At 56.9% G+C, this 16,133-nt stretch carries 13 protein-coding genes; 5 read left to right on the top strand and 8 right to left on the bottom strand.

The window, feature by feature from the left end; genetic code table 11:
* The first annotated feature begins 4 nt into the window (after positions 1 to 4).
* Complete coding sequence (locus WCX49_RS03170) at positions 5 to 1,033, top strand: agmatine deiminase family protein (RefSeq protein ID WP_345986131.1); 1,029 nt, start codon at positions 5 to 7, stop codon at positions 1,031 to 1,033.
* On the opposite strand, the gene WCX49_RS03165 is transcribed toward WCX49_RS03170, so the two are convergent.
* Positions 1,011 to 1,160 (bottom strand): hypothetical protein, encoded by a 150-nt coding sequence (locus tag WCX49_RS03165; protein ID WP_345986130.1) that lies wholly within the window; start codon positions 1,158 to 1,160, stop codon positions 1,011 to 1,013. The two genes, WCX49_RS03170 and WCX49_RS03165, sit on opposite strands and share 23 nt — an antisense overlap.
* Positions 1,161 to 1,267: 107 nt before the next feature.
* On the opposite strand from WCX49_RS03165, the gene WCX49_RS03160 reads away from it, so the two are divergent.
* A complete protein-coding gene (locus WCX49_RS03160) occupies positions 1,268 to 3,289 on the top strand; it encodes a TonB-dependent receptor (RefSeq protein WP_345986129.1) in 2,022 nt (673 codons plus the stop codon).
* 335 nt (positions 3,290 to 3,624) lie between these two features.
* On the opposite strand, the gene mgtE is transcribed toward WCX49_RS03160, so the two are convergent.
* Both mgtE and WCX49_RS03150 read right to left on the bottom strand, forming a co-directional pair.
* On the bottom strand, positions 3,625 to 4,971 hold the full coding sequence (mgtE, locus tag WCX49_RS03155; RefSeq protein ID WP_345986128.1) for a magnesium transporter: 1,347 nt from the start codon (positions 4,969 to 4,971) through the stop codon (positions 3,625 to 3,627).
* A complete protein-coding gene (locus WCX49_RS03150) occupies positions 4,955 to 6,169 on the bottom strand; it encodes a peptidoglycan DD-metalloendopeptidase family protein (RefSeq protein WP_345986127.1) in 1,215 nt (404 codons plus the stop codon). The genes mgtE and WCX49_RS03150 overlap by 17 nt, the downstream gene beginning before the upstream one ends.
* Before the next feature lie 129 nt (positions 6,170 to 6,298).
* Here WCX49_RS03150 and WCX49_RS03145 point away from each other — a divergent pair, with 129 nt between their 5' ends.
* The 3 genes from WCX49_RS03145 (at position 6,299) to WCX49_RS03135 (ending at position 9,437) form a co-directional block, all read left to right on the top strand.
* Positions 6,299 to 7,108, top strand: a complete 810-nt coding sequence (locus WCX49_RS03145; protein WP_345986126.1) for a plasminogen-binding N-terminal domain-containing protein — start codon at positions 6,299 to 6,301, stop codon at positions 7,106 to 7,108.
* A complete protein-coding gene (locus WCX49_RS03140) occupies positions 7,105 to 8,490 on the top strand; it encodes an FAD-linked oxidase C-terminal domain-containing protein (protein ID WP_345986125.1) in 1,386 nt (461 codons plus the stop codon). Before WCX49_RS03145 ends, WCX49_RS03140 begins: the two co-directional genes overlap by 4 nt.
* Before the next feature lie 65 nt (positions 8,491 to 8,555).
* On the top strand, positions 8,556 to 9,437 hold the full coding sequence (locus tag WCX49_RS03135) for a YihY family inner membrane protein (protein WP_345986124.1): 882 nt from the start codon (positions 8,556 to 8,558) through the stop codon (positions 9,435 to 9,437).
* Here WCX49_RS03135 and WCX49_RS03130 read toward each other — a convergent pair.
* The 5 genes from WCX49_RS03130 to WCX49_RS03110 all read right to left on the bottom strand — a co-directional run bounded on the left by WCX49_RS03130 (position 9,342) and on the right by WCX49_RS03110 (position 16,097).
* A complete protein-coding gene (locus tag WCX49_RS03130; RefSeq protein WP_345986123.1) occupies positions 9,342 to 10,607 on the bottom strand; it encodes a ComEC/Rec2 family competence protein in 1,266 nt (421 codons plus the stop codon). The genes WCX49_RS03135 and WCX49_RS03130 overlap by 96 nt on opposite strands.
* A gap of 71 nt (positions 10,608 to 10,678) precedes the next feature.
* Complete coding sequence (locus tag WCX49_RS03125; RefSeq protein WP_345986122.1) at positions 10,679 to 12,121, bottom strand: replicative DNA helicase; 1,443 nt, start codon at positions 12,119 to 12,121, stop codon at positions 10,679 to 10,681.
* On the bottom strand, positions 12,121 to 13,182 hold the full coding sequence (gene ispG, locus WCX49_RS03120; protein ID WP_345986121.1) for a flavodoxin-dependent (E)-4-hydroxy-3-methylbut-2-enyl-diphosphate synthase: 1,062 nt from the start codon (positions 13,180 to 13,182) through the stop codon (positions 12,121 to 12,123). Before ispG ends, WCX49_RS03125 begins: the two co-directional genes overlap by 1 nt.
* 48 nt (positions 13,183 to 13,230) lie before the next feature.
* A complete protein-coding gene (locus tag WCX49_RS03115) occupies positions 13,231 to 15,075 on the bottom strand; it encodes a primosomal protein N' (RefSeq protein ID WP_345986120.1) in 1,845 nt (614 codons plus the stop codon).
* A 53-nt stretch (positions 15,076 to 15,128) separates the two neighbouring features.
* On the bottom strand, positions 15,129 to 16,097 hold the full coding sequence (locus WCX49_RS03110) for a GGDEF domain-containing protein (protein ID WP_345986119.1): 969 nt from the start codon (positions 16,095 to 16,097) through the stop codon (positions 15,129 to 15,131).
* Between the last annotated feature and the right edge of the window lie 36 nt (positions 16,098 to 16,133).

The following is a 16,133-nucleotide window of genomic DNA, read 5'->3' as shown; positions in this document are numbered from 1 at the left end:
GAAGATGCAAACCTATCACGTAAAACGTCTCCCTGCGGAGTTTGAACCCCAATCCTTTGTCCAGCTGATCTTTCCCCACGCCGACAGTGACTGGGCGCCCTACCTCGACGAAGCGTGCCAAACTTTTGCCCGTATCGCCGAAGGCGTCGCCCGTTTCCAGCCCTGCCTGATCGTCTGTGACGACATCGCCCGGGTGCAGCGCTACGTCGCTCCGGGGACGAACCTGCATTTCGTACAGTATGACACCGATGACACCTGGGCGCGGGACTGCAGCGGCATTACCGTCGAGACAACAGAGGGATGCCTTATCCAGGACTTTGTTTTCACCGGCTGGGGCGGCAAGTTTGAAGCGGCCAAAGACAGTGCGATGACCGCGGCGATCGCGCAGCACTACGGCGCACCGGTCGCTTCACACCGTTTTATTCTCGAAGGGGGCGGGATCGAAAGCAACGGGGAGGGGCTGCTGCTCGTCACCGAAGAGTGTCTCCTGAACCCCAACCGCAACAGCGCGTTGACAGGCCGTGCGGAGATCGAGGCCGTCCTTGCCGAGACCCTGGGGGTCAAACGGACCCTCTGGCTGACCTCCGGCTACCTCGCCGGGGACGACACCGACAGCCACATCGACACCCTCGCCCGCTTCTGCGACGCCGACACCATCTGCTACGTCCGGTGCACGGATGCCGCCGACGAGCACTTCGACGCCCTGCAAAAGATGGAACAGGAGCTCCGGGAACTCCGTAACGACCGCGGCGAACCCTTCACCCTCGTCCCGCTGCCGATGACCGATGCGATCTATTTCGAGGACGAGCGGCTGCCGGCGACCTACGCCAACTTCCTCATCATCAACGGCGCCGTCCTCGTCCCGGTCTACAACGACCCCCATGACGACGAGGCGCTGGCCGTTTTCAAAACGCTCTTCCCCGGCCGGGAGATCATCGGCATCGACTGCAGCATCCTGATCCGCCAGCACGGTTCGCTGCACTGCGTGACGATGCAGTTCCCCGCCTGCGTTACTCTGCGCTGCCCCCAATAACGGCTTCGACCTTCTCCGGCGTCACCTCCTGCTCGGTAAAGAGCAGCGAAAAGCCCTGAAAAAGGAAGAAACCCGACCCTGCGAGCAGCAGGATAATTTTGATGATCTGTTTCGTTTTTGCATTCATGAGCGCCATTGTAACGCACCCGCCGATCCGCCGCGGCAATTTAACACCCCCTTAACACTTTTTCTCTAGTATTTGTGGTTTTGAATGCAATCGAATGAAGGATAAAAATGAAGAAAACGCTACTGGTTTCCCTCGCGGCGGCCGCGCTGCTTGCGAATGACGCTGCGGAAAACAACGTGACAGAGAGCGGCGTGGCGACGCTCGGCGGCATCGTCGTCGAAAGCTCATCGCTCAGCGACGTCAACACCGAAGAGATCAAATCCGCCGACACCGCCGAGGCACTGGCCAAACAGGTGCCGAGCATCACCCTGGTACGCCGCAGCGGTATCGCGAACGACATCATCCTCCGCGGCCAGAAGCGCGACAACATCAACGTCATCGTCGACGGCGGCAAGATCTACGGCGCCTGCCCCAACCGCATGGACCCGCCGACCTCGCATGTCATCACGAACAACATCTCCTCGATCAGCGTGGTCGAAGGACCGTATGACGTCGAACACGCCGGGACCCTCAGCGGACTCGTGACCGTCGACACCGTCCAGCCGGAAAAAGGGGTTCACGGCAACTTCAACGCGGGCATCGGCAGCTTCGGCTACTCGAAAGTCGCCGGCACCCTCACCGGCGGGAACGATACGGTCCGCGCGCTGATCGGCGTCTCGGGCGAATGGAGCGGTCAGTACGAGGACGGCAGCGGCAATACCTTCGCCGAGCAGATCGACAACGCCGTCGCCGCGGGTACCGCCAAAGCCCCGAACGCATACCTGCCGTCCGAACGCGACCGCAGCGCCTACGCGAAACGTTCCGTGATGGCGAAACTCTTTGTCAACCTGGCCGAAAACCAGGAACTGCGCCTGGGCTATACGGGCAACCGCAGTGACGGTGTCCTCTACCCCAACTCCGGGATGGACGCCCGCTACGACAACTCCGACCTCTACAACGTCCAGTACGCTGCCACAGATTTGGCAAGCTGGTCCAAGGAGCTGAGCGCGACCTACTACTACTCCTACGTCGACCACCCGATGTGGACCGAATGGCGCAAATCCTCCGCGATGATGGGGACGATGACCAACCACCTCACCTCCACGATCCAGGGGGCGACCCTCAAAAACACGACGGCCGTTTCCGATACGATGGATATTACCTTCGGACTCGACGGCAGCCTCCGCAACTGGGACGGCGCTTATGACATGAACGGCACCTATATGGGCCCCAGCATCAACGACGCCGACACCCGCAACGTCGCCTTTTTCGCCGAACTGGAAAAACGCTATCGCAACGCCGCCTACAAACTGGGACTGCGCTATGACGATACGGCCATCACCTCGGGCAATCCCGCCCTGCAGGACAACGACTACACCTCCGTCGGCCTCAACCTCTTTGCCGACTACGGCGTGACGGAGACCCTCGGCTTCTTCGGCGGCATCGGTATGGCTTCGCGCGTTCCGGATGCCCGCGAGCTCTACTTCCAGAAAAGCGGCATGATCGTCGGTACGCCCGATCTTGACCAGACGACGAACTACGAAGCCGACCTCGGGATGACGAACACCTACAGCAATTTCAACCTGAAGACGCGCCTCTTCTACAGCCGCCTGAAAAACTACATCTATTTCAACGCGACGCCGACGATCACCCAGAACAATTTCGAGAACGTGGATGCCACGATCTGGGGTGCCGAAATGGCAGGGACATGGTATGCAAGCGATGCTGTCTATGTCGACTTCGGTGCGGCATACCAGTACGGCAAAAAAGACAGTGCGCTCAGAGACCAGAACGGCACCAACCTCGCCGATATCCCGCCGCTCAAAGGTCACCTGGCCCTCAACTGGAACTATCGTGACGACAGTATGGCGACCATCGAAGGGGTCGCCGCGCACCAATGGGACCGTTACGATGCGGAAAACGGCGAACAGGCCATCGGTGCCTGGGCGGTCATGAACCTCAAAGTCGATCACCGTATCAACCGCAACTTCGGTCTGATCCTCGGCGTCGACAATGTCTTCAACGCGACCTATGCCGTTTCCAACACCTATAAAGACCTGACGCTCCTCAGCCTCGACCCTACGGGCGACGTCATGCTGCTGAACGAGCCGGGCCGCTACTACTACGCCAACGTCTCATACAAATTCTAAAACACTGACGCTGTGTCCGCCTCTGCGGCGGGCCCAGTTCCCTCGAGCATACACAAGTAAACCGCACCTTGTATCTTTAACTTTTCCCTGAAAAACAGCGTGTCTTACTTCGGTTGAAAGGTCAAATCCGAAATGGTCATTAGCGGATCGAGCGGATAATTAATGGTTGGATGTTGCCGAAGGCGCCAGCCCTTTGTACTTTCTTCTTCCCGGTTTGGCTTCTGCTTTGCACAAGACAAGGTGAATTGAGGCGCAGCCTCAAGAGAGGATACCCTGGGGTGCAAAGAAGAAGGGGAACAAAAACATTCGTTCTACAGATAGGAAGAAAGGAATGATCAGAGCAGAATGACCTTGGCCAGTCCAAGGAAGCTGAAGAAGCCGAAGACGTCCGTTGCCGTCGTCAGCAAAACGGTCGAGCCGACCGCCGGATCGATGTTGAGGCGCTTGAGCAGCAGGGGGATGGAGGCGCCGAAGAAACCGGCGATAAAGAGGTTGATGATCATCGCCATACCGATGACGATCCCCAGCAGCGGCAGCTGGAACCATGCCCAGGCGATCAGCCCCATAATCAGGGCAAAGAGCAGGCCGTTGAGCAGCGCGACGGCGATCTCCTTGTAGAGCGCCGACTTGGCGTTGCCGAACTCGATATCCCCCAGCGCCATCTGGCGCACCATGACCGTCAGGGTCTGGGTGCCCGCATTGCCCCCCATCGACGCGACGATGGGCATCAGGATCGCCAGCGGAACGTAGGCCGCGATCGTCGCATCGAAAAGGCCGATGACCGCCGAGGCGAGAATGGCCGTAAGCAGGTTGACGAAGAGCCAGCTGGCGCGGTTCTTGAAGACCCCCTTGATGCCCTCTTCCTGTTCGACTTCGTCGTTGACCCCGGCGAGGTTATAGATCTGCTCGGTGGCGCGCTCTTCGATGACGTCGTAGATGTCGTCCGAGGTGATCCGCCCCACCAGCCGGCTTTCATGGTCGACGACCGGCAGCACCGCAACGTCGTACTGTTCGAAGATCGTCGCAACCTCGTCAATGTCATCGGTCGCCTTGACCGAACGGAACGCTTTCGTCGTCAGCTGCGCACGGAAGGTCTGCTCGAAATCCATCAGGATCATGTCTTCCAGGGCGACGGTCGCCACCAGCCGGTGTTCGTCGTTGACGATGTAGAGCTGGTGGACATTTTCCAGCTCCCCCTCCTCTTTCAGGTGTTTGAGCCGTGCGATGGCGATGCGTACCGTCTCGTCGAGCGTCGCCTCGAAGAGCTCCGTCTGCATCCAGGCGCCGGCCTGGTCATCCTCGTAGCTGCGGATCTTGTCGATGTCTTCGCGGTCTTCCTCGTCGAGCTGCTCGTAAACGGCTTCGGACTTGTCTTCGTCGAAATCGACGATGTCCTCGATCAGTTCCGCCGCATCATCCGAATCCAGCCCTTCGACCGCCTCGGCCAGCTCATCGCTGGAGTAGTGCTCGATCGCATCCTCTTTGAGCTTTTCGGGCAGTTCGAGCAGGACCTCCCCCCGGACATCCTGGGGGATCCGGCCCAGCATCCCGCGGAAATCTTCCGGGCTCTCCTGGTGGATGTTTTTAAGCAGGTACGAAATCTCGCTGGCGTGGGGAAGGTGTTCCGATTTGCCCAGCAGAAACTGGTCGAACGCGTGTTTGATCTCACTGATGTGTTTCATTGTTCTCCCCCTTCTTCAGCGGACGGCAGCTTTCGGGATCGATGTAGCAGGCGTTGTCGATCGTCTCGACCTTGACGGCCTCCTGCGGATGCACCATCACATCGGCGACCAGCGCATCCAGGCGTGCCATTTCACCCCTGAAAGCTTTGAGCGCTTTGCCGCCGAGCTGTTTTGTCGTCACCTGGACCACGCGGGCCGGGTTGATCGCACGGCCGTTCTTGTACAGTCCGAAGTGCAGGTGCGGACCCGTCGAGAGCCCCGTACTTCCGACGTAGCCGATCACCTGCCCCTGCTTGACCGGTTTGCCGCTGCGGATACCGCGTCTGAAAGCCTTCAGGTGGGCATACAGCGTCACATACCCGTCCCCATGCCGGACCTTGATAAGATTGCCGTACCCGCGCGAGCGACCCGCAAAAATAACGGTTCCGCTGCCGGCAGCCACGACAGGTGTGCCCCTCGGCGCGGCGTAATCCACCCCGAGGTGGGCACGGTAGCGTTTGAGGATCGGGTGGAATCGGCGCAGCGTAAACCCGGAACTCACACGGCCGCTGCGGACCGGACGCGAGAGCAGAAACCCTTCGACCTGGCGCCCTTTTTCATCATAGTAGCGTTCGTCGCTGTTGAGGTAGACCGAGTGGCGTTTCCCCCGCATTTCGACCATGCCGACCAGCAGCTCGGGCATGCCGAACGGATTTCCGAGACGGTACTTCTGCGTATAGACCATCACGAGCTTGTCCCCCTTGCGCAGATCGCGGCGGAAGTTGAGGGAGTTTTTGAACCCCGCGACGAAGGCATGCGCCAGTGAGCGGGAACCGGTCGCTTTGAGGATATCGTAGTAGGGGGAGTTTTCGATGGAAAGCGAGATCGACTCGCGCTTGGTCGAAGCGATTACCGGAATTGCTTCAAAGGCGAAGCCCCCGTCTTTGCGGTAAAGATGCAGCTGCAGTTCGTCGGAAACGGGAATGAGCACCTGTTCGATGGTGCCGTTGCGGTCATGCATCACCTGGTAGGGGATGCCGCTGCGGAGTTCCTCCGTCAGCTTCTGGTCGTCGCTGTCGATATCGTAATAAAGTGCCTGCGGAAGATGGAGGCGCTCCAGGAACATCAGGTAACTCTCACCCTCGCTCCATTTGTAGGTTTCCACCGACGATGCCAACAGCACCAGGGGCGCCAAAAGCAGCCAAAAGACCCGAACCAAACCTCACCTCCATCCAACGGATGTGAAAGGGTAGCAGATTCGTGCTAAAGCCCAGCTCTAAAGCGTATAAAGAGCCCATTTATCAAGGCTAGGCTATAATTTTTTCCCATTTAGCATGCAAGGTATTCAGTGATCAGACTGCTCTTTTTTCTCCCGTTATTTTTTGGCGTTCTCCATGCCGGCGAACTGCACCTTACCCTCGAGACTGTTTCGGCAGGGACAGAGACCGGTACGATCAAAACGGCCCGGGTCGAACCGGGCGTCAGCGGTTTTGTCGTCCGCCACTTCACGCCGGAACACAGCGCGATCATCGCCAGTGCCGTTGCCCAGGCGTATGACGAGACGGCAGGAGTGCTGACCGTCGCCTTTTCCGAATACAGCGGCCTGCAGCAGAACTCCCTGCCCAAAGGCGAGTGGCAGCCCAAGGCGGGGGACGAGGTTATCCTCGCCTTTGCCTATACCCGCGGCATCCTGATCGCTCCGACGCGCAGCACCTACCTGAAGCTGACGGAGCAGCTGAAAAGCGTCGAGTGGATGCACCCCGACACCCTGGCGACCTACCTCTCCTACCGCGGGCACCCGACCCCGCTCAAAGAGGATCTCTCCGGCTTCTGTACCGTCGCGACGACCGGGCTGCTCTTTCTCTACCTCGACGACAGCCTCTTCACCGTGGACTGCCAGAGCCTGAGCCTGCTGCAGCTCACCGCGGCCGGGCTGGCTTACGAAGCGCCGCAGCTCCCCTTTTACACCCGTGTCGAGGAGATCGACGCCAACTGGTTCGGCAGCGGCAGCGGCAGACTGGACGCCTATGAACCCTACTACCTTGAACTGCTCGTTGAAAACAACCCGCATTCGCGCAAACTATACGACTTTATTCAGTCGCATCCAAGCGCCGATAAGCAATTATTAGACGAATTTGACCTGAAGGGCCAGCCATGATCGATCCCAAGCACCTGCAGCACTTTGCCGCCGTCGTCGGCGACGACAATATCTACAGCGACAAAGCGCACCTCCTCGCTTACTCCTACGATGCGACCCGCGAACGGTTCGAACCCGACGCCGTCCTCTTCCCGCGCCACGAGCAGGATGTCAGCGATATCCTGCGCTACTGCAACGAGCACGGCATCGTCATCGTGCCGCGCGGGGCCGGCAGCGGCTTTACCGGCGGCGCGCTCCCGAGCCACGGGGGTATCGTCCTCGCGTTTGAAAAGCACATGAATAAGATCCTCGAGATCGACATGCAGAACATGGTCGCCGTCGTGCAGCCGGGGGTCATCAACATGGACCTGCAGCGTGCCGTCGAAGCCGTCGGCCTCTTCTACCCGCCGGACCCGGCCAGCCAGGACTACTCCACCATCGGCGGCAACGTCTCCGAGAACGCCGGCGGGATGCGTGCGGCCAAATACGGCATCACCAAGGACTATGTCATGGCCATCAGGGCCGTACTCCCCAACGGTGATGTTGTCAAGGCGGGCAAACGGACCATCAAGGATGTCGCGGGCTACAACATCGCGGGGATCCTGATCGCCTCCGAGGGGACCCTCGCCGTCACGACGGAAGTGACCCTCAAGCTGATCGCCAAACCGAAAATGACGAAGACGGCGATGGGGGTTTTCCCCTCCGTCACCGAAGCGATGGAAGCGGTCTATAAAACGATGGCCTCGGGGGTCACCCCGGTTGCGATGGAGTTCCTCGACAACCTCACCATCCGTGCCGTCGAACAGACCTTTAACAAGGGCCTGCCCGTCGATGCGGGCGCCATCCTGGTCACCGACGTCGACGGTAACCTCGAGCCGGACCTCGATTTCCAGCTCGCCCAGATCGAGAAGGTTTTCCGCGAGAACGGCTGTTCGGACTTCGTTATCGCCAAAGACAAGGCCGAAGCGGCCGACCTCTGGTTCGCACGCCGCAATGCCAGCCAGTCCCTCGCCGTCTATGGCAGCAAGAAGCTCAACGAGGACGTCACCGTCCCCCGTTCCGCCCTGCCGGGACTGCTCGAGAAGTTCTACGCCATCGCCGACAAATACAACATCAACATCCCCTGCTTCGGCCATACGGGCGACGGGAACGTCCACACCAACGTCATGGTCGACGGCAAGGACCCCGAACAGGTCAAAATCGCTTACAAGGCGATCGAGGAGGTCTTTCAGGCCACCATCGACATGGGCGGGACGCTGAGCGGCGAACACGGTATCGGCCTGGCGAAAGCCCCCTACATGGGCATGGCCTTCACCGACGAGGAGATGAATCTCTTCAAAGCGATCAAGAAAGCCTTCGACCCCAATAACATCCTCAACCCGAACAAGATGGGGCTCGACTAAACCGCCTCCCCCGGTGCACTCCCCGTGCACCGCTTCCGTAAAGCGCTTTGTGCTACAATCTTCGTATGCAAGAGAACATCCACCGCTACTCCTGGAAACGCTTTAAGCGGCATGCCCGCTACTACTGGAACCAGCTCCTCGACTCCGAGCTGACCTACTACGCTTCGAGCCTCAGTTTCTACACGATCTTCACCGTCATCCCGCTGCTGATGATCATTCTCTCCATCGCGGTGACGATGCCGAGTTTCCAGGAGTATTACGCGGATCTGAAGGCCTTTCTCATCGAGAACCTTCTGCCCGTGCAGTCCGAACAGATCTCCCAGTATATCGACGAGTTTCTCAGCAACGCCGTCAAGCTCAGCGTCGTCGGTTCTTTGATGATCGTCGTCGCCTCCATGCTCTTTTTCGAAAACTACGAATACATCGTCAACAAGATCTTCCATACCAAGCGCCGCACCATCTGGCAGTCCGTTACGACCTACTGGACCCTGGTGACACTCAGCCCGATCGCCTTCGGTCTCTCTATCTACCTCTCGACCCGGGCCGCCGCCGTGCTCGGCGAATACGGAGCGACGGCATGGTTCAACCTGGTGAGCATCTTCCCCTACATCATCGTCTGGATGCTCTTTTTCATCATCTACAAGATTTCGCCCAACACCAACGTCGACACCAAAGCCGCCTTCATCACCTCCTTTATCATCGCTGCCGTCTGGACACTGGCCAAGAACGGCTTCGTCTACTACATCTTTTACAACAAGACCTATACGACCGTCTACGGCTCCTTTTCGATTGTCCTCTTTACCTTTATCTGGATCTACACCTCATGGATCATCTTCGTCTACGGCCTCAAACTATGCTACCTGATAGACCGCGCCTACAAATACCGCCGCGGCCAGAAGGGGCAGGAGCATTTTGACCGTCTTGAATGGAAGCGCAAGCAGGCTTAGCCCTATCCAGACAGCCAAGAACCACACTCCCACTTCAATATGAACCGGGGTCGCCGGAAGCTCCAGAATCCGGACGACAAGGCTGTCGAGGACGCCCCCCAGTCCGACGGCGTGCAGCAGCAGCGCCAGCGGATAGAAGAGGATGAACGCCATCGTCCAAAGCACCGAGAGCGGGTGAAGCGCCGAATAAGTTCCGAAAAGCGCCAGCGCTATCGGCAGCATCATCCCGTAGACCCAGAGATGAATGCCCACAAAGGTGAAGAGCCGTCCCCGGTCGGCGAAACGCTGCAGAAAAAGGAAAATATAGAAAACACCTGCGACCGAAAGCCAGAAGCCGGTGGAGAAGAGCAGCCGCGGCCAGAAGGCGATCAGCAAAACGACCGCAATGCCGAGGGTCTGAAAGGAGAGAATCCGGAGGCCGCGGTCATAAAGGATAAATCCTATCAGCATCATCGCGAACGCACGCAGTACCGACGGAGGATAATGCAGAAAGAGGGCGTAGCCCCAGAGTACGGCGGCAGCGATATAAAAGAGGTCACGGCGGGCATTGCGCCAGGGGAACAGATGTGTCTGAAAGTAGCGGTAGGGGAAACGCAGCAGCGTAAACAGGAAGAGGCTGAGCAGCCCCAGATGAAAGCCGCTGATCGCCAGCAAGTGGCTGATCCCCAAACGCGCCAGCGATTCGCGCAGATTCGGTGGCAGCGGTGTCGCCGTAAAGAGGGCGGCAAAGAGTGCGCCGCTCCGTACTTCGGTGTGCTGGCTTTCAATCCACTCCCCCGCCCGGAACTTCCACTGACGCTGCGGCAGTACCGCGTCGATGGCCCCGTAGGCAAAAAAACCGCCCAGATAGTGCCAAAAATCCAACCGGTCCGTTTTCAGCCAGACACGGACTTCATATCCCTCCAGGTCCCGCAGGGCCGTCGGAACCGTGATAAAAAAGGGGGCTCCTGCCTTACTGCGCAGTTTCAAGACCTGGTAGGCCCCTCCCTCCTTGCGTTTTATGTACTGCTGCTCAACGGTTGCCGCTACGACTGCATCGTCAAAACGGGTCAGTTGCCGGTACGTGCGGTACTCTCCCAAAAGGGAAATGATGAAGAGAAGGAATACGAGACCAAGAAATACTTCGACTTCCTGTCTAGAAGCCAGTAGTTGCGGCGGTTCTAATTTCATATAGAATAACTATTTTAGTGTATAGCTATTCTATCAAATCTTTTTGAAGCGAAAGGAGCGGTTGCGGCGTGTCAGATCGTCGGCATCGATACAGTGCCGACATCCATCTGGGCGCTCGAGGTATCGACATTCTCGTACACGATCTCCGTCGCATTGTAGGTCGGCATGTCGATAAAACGGGTCAGCCGCTTCTGGAAGAGCAGCTTGACATGGCCCGTCGGGCCGTTACGCTGCTTGCCGATGATGATCTCGGCCTCTTCCTCCTCTTTCTCGACGTAGGTGGGCGTAAACTCCTTGCCTTCGGCCTTCGCGGCCTTTTCGCGCTCTTTCTCCTCCTTGTAGAGGTAGACATCGTCGCGGTAGACGAAGAGGATGATGTCGGCATCCTGCTCGATGGAGCCGGATTCCCGGATATCGCTGAGCATCGGGCGCTTGTCGTTACGCGATTCCAGGCCGCGGTTGAGCTGGGAGAGCGCGACGATCGGCATCTCCAGTTCACGTGCGAGCATCTTCAGCCCCCGCGACATCTCACTGACCTCCAGGTGGCGGTCCCGCGACCCGGTCCCGCTCATGATCTGCAGATAGTCGATGACGGCCATCTCGATCTCGGGGTGCTGCCCCTTGAGCTTGCGCAGGCGGGAGCGGAGCTGGTTGATGTTGACAGAGCCCTGGTCATCGACAAAGAGCTTGCTCGACTGCATCCGCTCGACCGCCTGGCCGAGCCGTGTCCACTCCTCGTCGTTCATATCGCCCACGCGCAGCTTCTGCAGCGGTACGGAGGTATCGACCGAGAGCAGACGCAGCATCAGCTGCTCTGCCGGCATCTCCAGGGAGAAGAAGGCAACCCCTTTGCCCTTTTTGAGCAGGTTCTGCACCATATTGAGCGCAAAGGAGGTCTTCCCCATCGCCGGACGCGCCGCGACGATGACAAGGTCCCCCTTACCGAAACCCGTCGTCATCTTGTTCAGTTCCGCGAACCCCGTATCGACGCCGACGAGCACGGAGTTGCCCCGTGCCTTCATCTCTTCGATGTAGCGCATCGTATCGATCGTCACCGACTCGGCATCTTTAAAATCGCTCGTCTGCGAGTCCTGGGTGATCTCGTAGAGCTTTTTCTCGACCATGTCGACGACGTCGCTGCTGGGCAGCTCCTCTTCGAGCGTAACTTTCTTGATCTCCGTCGTCAGGGTCAGCAGGTGGCGCTTGAGGGATTTGTCCTTCAGCTCTCTGACGTAGGCGGCCGTATTCGAGATCGGGTTGGCCGAGAGGATCTCGAGCATCACGTTCTCGTCGAACTTCTTCTTCGCATTGAGCTCTTTGCGGATGAACTCCTCGTCAATCGGCTCGTCACGTCGGGTGAGAGAGACAATAGCGCCGTAGATATCCTTGTGGGCCGGCAGGTAAAAATCATCCGGCTTCAGGATCGCTTCGAGTTCCTCGAACTGGGAAGGCTCGAAGATGATGGAACTGAGAACGGCTTTTTCAAACGCGAGGTTGTAGAGTTTCTCTTCCATTATTCATTCCCCTCCGCCATCTTCTCGACTTCATCGACAAACTTGTCCACAAGATCCTTCTCCTCCAAGCGCGCGACGACTTCGCCCTTAACCATCACCAGGCCGCTCCCCTTGCCGTAGGCAATCGCGACGTCGGCATGCTGCGCTTCGCCGATGGCGTTGACGACACAGCCCATGACGGAGACATTGAGCGGGGCCTTGATGTGCTTGGTCCGGCGTTCGATCTCGTCCACCGCGCTCACCAGGTCCGCCTCGATCCGTCCGCAGGTCGGGCAGGAGATGATATTGAGCCCCTCCCCCGCCGCGCCGGAATCCTTGAGAATCGCACGGCCGACGTTGATCTCCTCTTCGAGCTCGCCGGTGATGGAGACCCGCATCGTGTCACCGATCCCGTCGAGCAGCAGGGCACCCAGACCGATGGCGCTCTTCACTGTCGCGTGAAACTTCGTCCCCGCTTCGGTGACGCCCAGGTGGAAGGGGTAGTTATTCTTCGGGCGCAGCATCCGGTAAGCCTCGACAGTGCGCTGTACGTCGCTGGCCTTGAGAGAGACCTTGATGTCCGTAAAACCGAGGTCCTCGAGGAATTTGATGTTGTACTCCGCCGAGGCGACCATCCCCTCTGCCGTCTGGCCGTACTTTGCGTCAAACTGTTTCTCAAGACTGCCGGCATTCACACCGATACGGATCGGAATATTGCGCTCCCGGCAGGCTTTGACGACATCCTTCACCCGGCTCTGCTCACCGATATTGCCCGGGTTGATGCGGATACAGTCGACGACTTCCGCCGCGACAAGGGCCAGTTTGTAGTTGAAATGGATATCGGCGACAAGCGGCAGCGAGATCCGCTCCTTGATCGCTTTGAGCGCCAGTGCGTCTTCCATATCCGGTACGGCGACACGCACAATGTCGCACCCCGCAAAGTGGAGACGGTTGATCTGCTCGACCGTCGCTTCAACGTCGCGGGTACGGCTGTAGGTCATCGACTGAACGGAGATGGGCGCATCCCCGCCGACGGGGACGTTTCCGACATAGATCTGTTTCGTGGGATAGCGCTTAATCATAGAGGGATTTTAGCCAGATGGGCGTTAGTTTGAGCTTTTGAAACGATATTACCCGAACTCGATGGGGTCCATGTCGATTTCAGCCAGCGGGACCTTGGTCGCTTTAATCGCGCGGATCAGTTCGGTACTTTTATCGGCGCGCAGCAGGATCTGGTAGCGGTATTTCCCCGCGATCTTTTCAATCGGCGCCTTGTCCGCGCCGACGATCTCAACACTCTTAAATGCTCTGAGCCCCGTTTCCATCTGCCGCATCGCCGCTTCGGCCGTCTCACTTTTTTTGTAGGCAAAGAGTACCCGGCACAGTTTCTTGTAGGGCGGGTACATCCCTTCGCGGAAAAGCTTCTCCTCTTCCAAGAAACGCTCATAGCCGTCGATATAGGCGGAAAAGAACTCGGCATTGAAGGTCTGGACAATGACACGTGCCGCTTTTTTGCGGCCGCTGCGCCCCGCGATCTGCAGCAGCAGCGAGAGAGCACGTTCCCGCGCACGGTAATCACTGAGGCTGAGTAGGTTATCCAGTCCCAGGACGACCGCCAGAGTCACGGCATGGTAATCATGCCCCTTCGAGAGCATCTGGGTGCCGACAAGGAGATCGATCTCGTGTTCGTTGAAGGCGTGCAGCAGCTCCTTGAGCTTTTTCTGCGTCGTGATCTTGTCCCGGTCGAACTGCGCTACACGCCACTCGGGCTTCTGTTCATGGAAATATTCGACCGCCTCCGCCGTGCCCAGGCGCGAACTGGCGAGATCGCCCGTTTTACATTCGGGACAGTGCTGGGGGATCGCCTCTGCATACCCGCAGTAGTGGCAGCGCACCTGGCGCCGGTAACGGTGCACGCTCATCCCGACACTGCAGAAGGGGCACTCGTAGGTATAGCCGCAGCTGCTGCAGATGAGATACTTGAAGTTCGCCCGGGTCGGGATAAAGAGCATCGCCTGTTCGTTCTGGGCCACGACCGCCTCGATTGCCGATTCGATCTTCAGCGTGATCCCCTCGGTATGGGCTTCAAACTCGAAAACCCGTTCGCTCTGGAAGTGTCCCCCTTTGAGCCTGTAATGGGGAAATTTGACATAGGAGCTCAGTGAAGGGGTGGCACTGCCGAGCACCACGGGGATATCGAGGAGTTTGCCGTAGTAGATCGCCATATCACGGGCATGGTACCTCGGACGCGATGAGGACTTGTAACTGTCATCGTGCTCTTCATCGACAACGATCAGACCCAGATCCTCAATGGGAAGGAAAAGTGCCGATCGGGGCCCGGCGACAATACCCGCTTCACCGCTGCGTATCTTCTCCAGTGCCTTCTCTTTCTGCTTCTTCGTCAGCTTCGAATGCCACATCACCACGGCATCCCCGAAATGCGCTTCCAGCCGTTTCTGCATCTGCGGTGTCAACGATATTTCCGGCATCAGGAATAGTGAACGTTTCCCCTGTAAAAGCATCTCTTCGAAATACTTCATGTAAATTTCGGTTTTTCCTGATCCGGTATCGCCGAAAAGGAGGGAAACCGGATAGGACGTTATAAAATGGAATGCTTTTTCTTGTACCGGTGAGAGCAGGAATTCACCCTCTAGAAAATGAGGTTTTCTATCAATATCGATCCCATTCAGGCGAAACGGAACGAATAAGCTTAAGGCTTCTCCGATTGAGGCGAAATAGTATTCTGAAATAAAACGGGCAAACTGTAACTGCTGCGTACTGAAGAAGAGTTCCGTCACCCCAAGAAGAGCAGCTGTGTCATCACGATGCTGCCGGGACTCATTTAAAATAACCCCGTCTCGTTCATTTTCACGAAGCGGCACGGTCACCTTGAAGCCAGGTTCGACCCTGTCGCGACTATGATAGGTCAAAGCACCTAAAGGCGAACCCAACAGTGCTACATCATAATAATGCACGTCAGCATATCACTTCAGTTGTAATAAATAGATACGACAAAATCAGCCTAATATCAAGCTCGTAGATAGTGTTCAATTTCGGCTTCAAATATCGAACACTCTTTTTCATCATTCGTGAATAACATCGTTTGAAAATTCAAATCTTCTGAAGCAAGTTTCTCTTCCAAACGTGATCGAAGTATTCCTGCACCTTCCTGATCAGTCTCTGGCAGGATCAATGCAAAAGCGTCCAATGTACAGCGTGCGGCAGTATCGCTTTCACGTACATTGGCATTAAAAATCCCACCTACCTTTGTGGACAGGTGCTGTTTATCCCTATTCTTTTCTTGCAGTGCAAAGTTTTCAATACGGAAACAGAGTACGCTCAGAGAATGCGTGTGTCGCAGCGATTCAGCACAAAATTTCTTTAATTCCGCATCAAAGTATTGTCTGTTAAACAGTTTTGTCTCAAGATCATATACCGCATGTTTCTTTTCTTGCAAATGGATATAGACCCGCACCAAATACACAAGGGCCACCAGCATCAACATACTCAATGTCAAGCTGAAATAGATCATGTTGATCGTTGTGTTTTTCTTTAAATCGGAAATTTTTCCTGTGACGAATAGAAGTGACTGGCTTTTATCCCAACATGCTGCAGCATGTTGCATGGTCGTCATATGCTCCGCATGACCTTCCAGTGAACGTTTAAACTGATGCCAGCAGCCAACCAACCCTTCAAACTGTTCGGCAGGCGTGCGTGCGCGGATATTGTATTCGATCTGCTCTTGCCGCGAGAACCACGGTTTGATTTCGTCCATGGCTTCGTCAACACGGTTCACCAGTGCCACATTCTCATCGTATGCATCAAGCAGAGCAAGGCGCTGTATCGTCGACCCAATCTCACCAATTTGTCGAACAACATCCGTATCTTCTTTACTGCTTTCAACCAATGAATAAAAGAAAAATATGTTTACCGGAATAATTAAAATAGCAAAATAAAGGATAAAAGTTACTCGAAGGGCTGACCACTCTTTTCGCATTCTTTATAACCTTTATTTAAACTCTTTGAGCAATAC

The organism is Sulfurimonas sp. HSL-1656 (assembly GCF_039645585.1).
Lineage (GTDB): Bacteria > Campylobacterota > Campylobacteria > Campylobacterales > Sulfurimonadaceae > Thiomicrolovo > Thiomicrolovo subterrani.
This window is presented reverse-complemented; position numbering and strand designations above follow the sequence as displayed.

Bases quoted from the DNA above. Each gene is read 5' to 3' on its own strand.
- WCX49_RS03135 (WP_345986124.1), top strand. From the start codon at position 8,556: ATGCAAGAGAACATCCACCGCTACTCCTGGAAACGCTTTAAGCGGCAT.
- WCX49_RS03140 (WP_345986125.1), top strand. From the start codon at position 7,105: ATGATCGATCCCAAGCACCTGCAGCACTTTGCCGCCGTCGTCGGCGAC.
- WCX49_RS03125 (WP_345986122.1), bottom strand. From the start codon at position 12,121: ATGGAAGAGAAACTCTACAACCTCGCGTTTGAAAAAGCCGTTCTCAGT.
- WCX49_RS03170 (WP_345986131.1), top strand. From the start codon at position 5: ATGCAAACCTATCACGTAAAACGTCTCCCTGCGGAGTTTGAACCCCAA.
- mgtE (WP_345986128.1), bottom strand. From the start codon at position 4,971: ATGAAACACATCAGTGAGATCAAACACGCGTTCGACCAGTTTCTGCTG.
- WCX49_RS03160 (WP_345986129.1), top strand. From the start codon at position 1,268: ATGAAGAAAACGCTACTGGTTTCCCTCGCGGCGGCCGCGCTGCTTGCG.
- WCX49_RS03165 (WP_345986130.1), bottom strand. From the start codon at position 1,160: ATGAATGCAAAAACGAAACAGATCATCAAAATTATCCTGCTGCTCGCA.
- WCX49_RS03130 (WP_345986123.1), bottom strand. From the start codon at position 10,607: ATGAAATTAGAACCGCCGCAACTACTGGCTTCTAGACAGGAAGTCGAA.
- ispG (WP_345986121.1), bottom strand. From the start codon at position 13,182: ATGATTAAGCGCTATCCCACGAAACAGATCTATGTCGGAAACGTCCCC.
- WCX49_RS03110 (WP_345986119.1), bottom strand. From the start codon at position 16,097: ATGCGAAAAGAGTGGTCAGCCCTTCGAGTAACTTTTATCCTTTATTTT.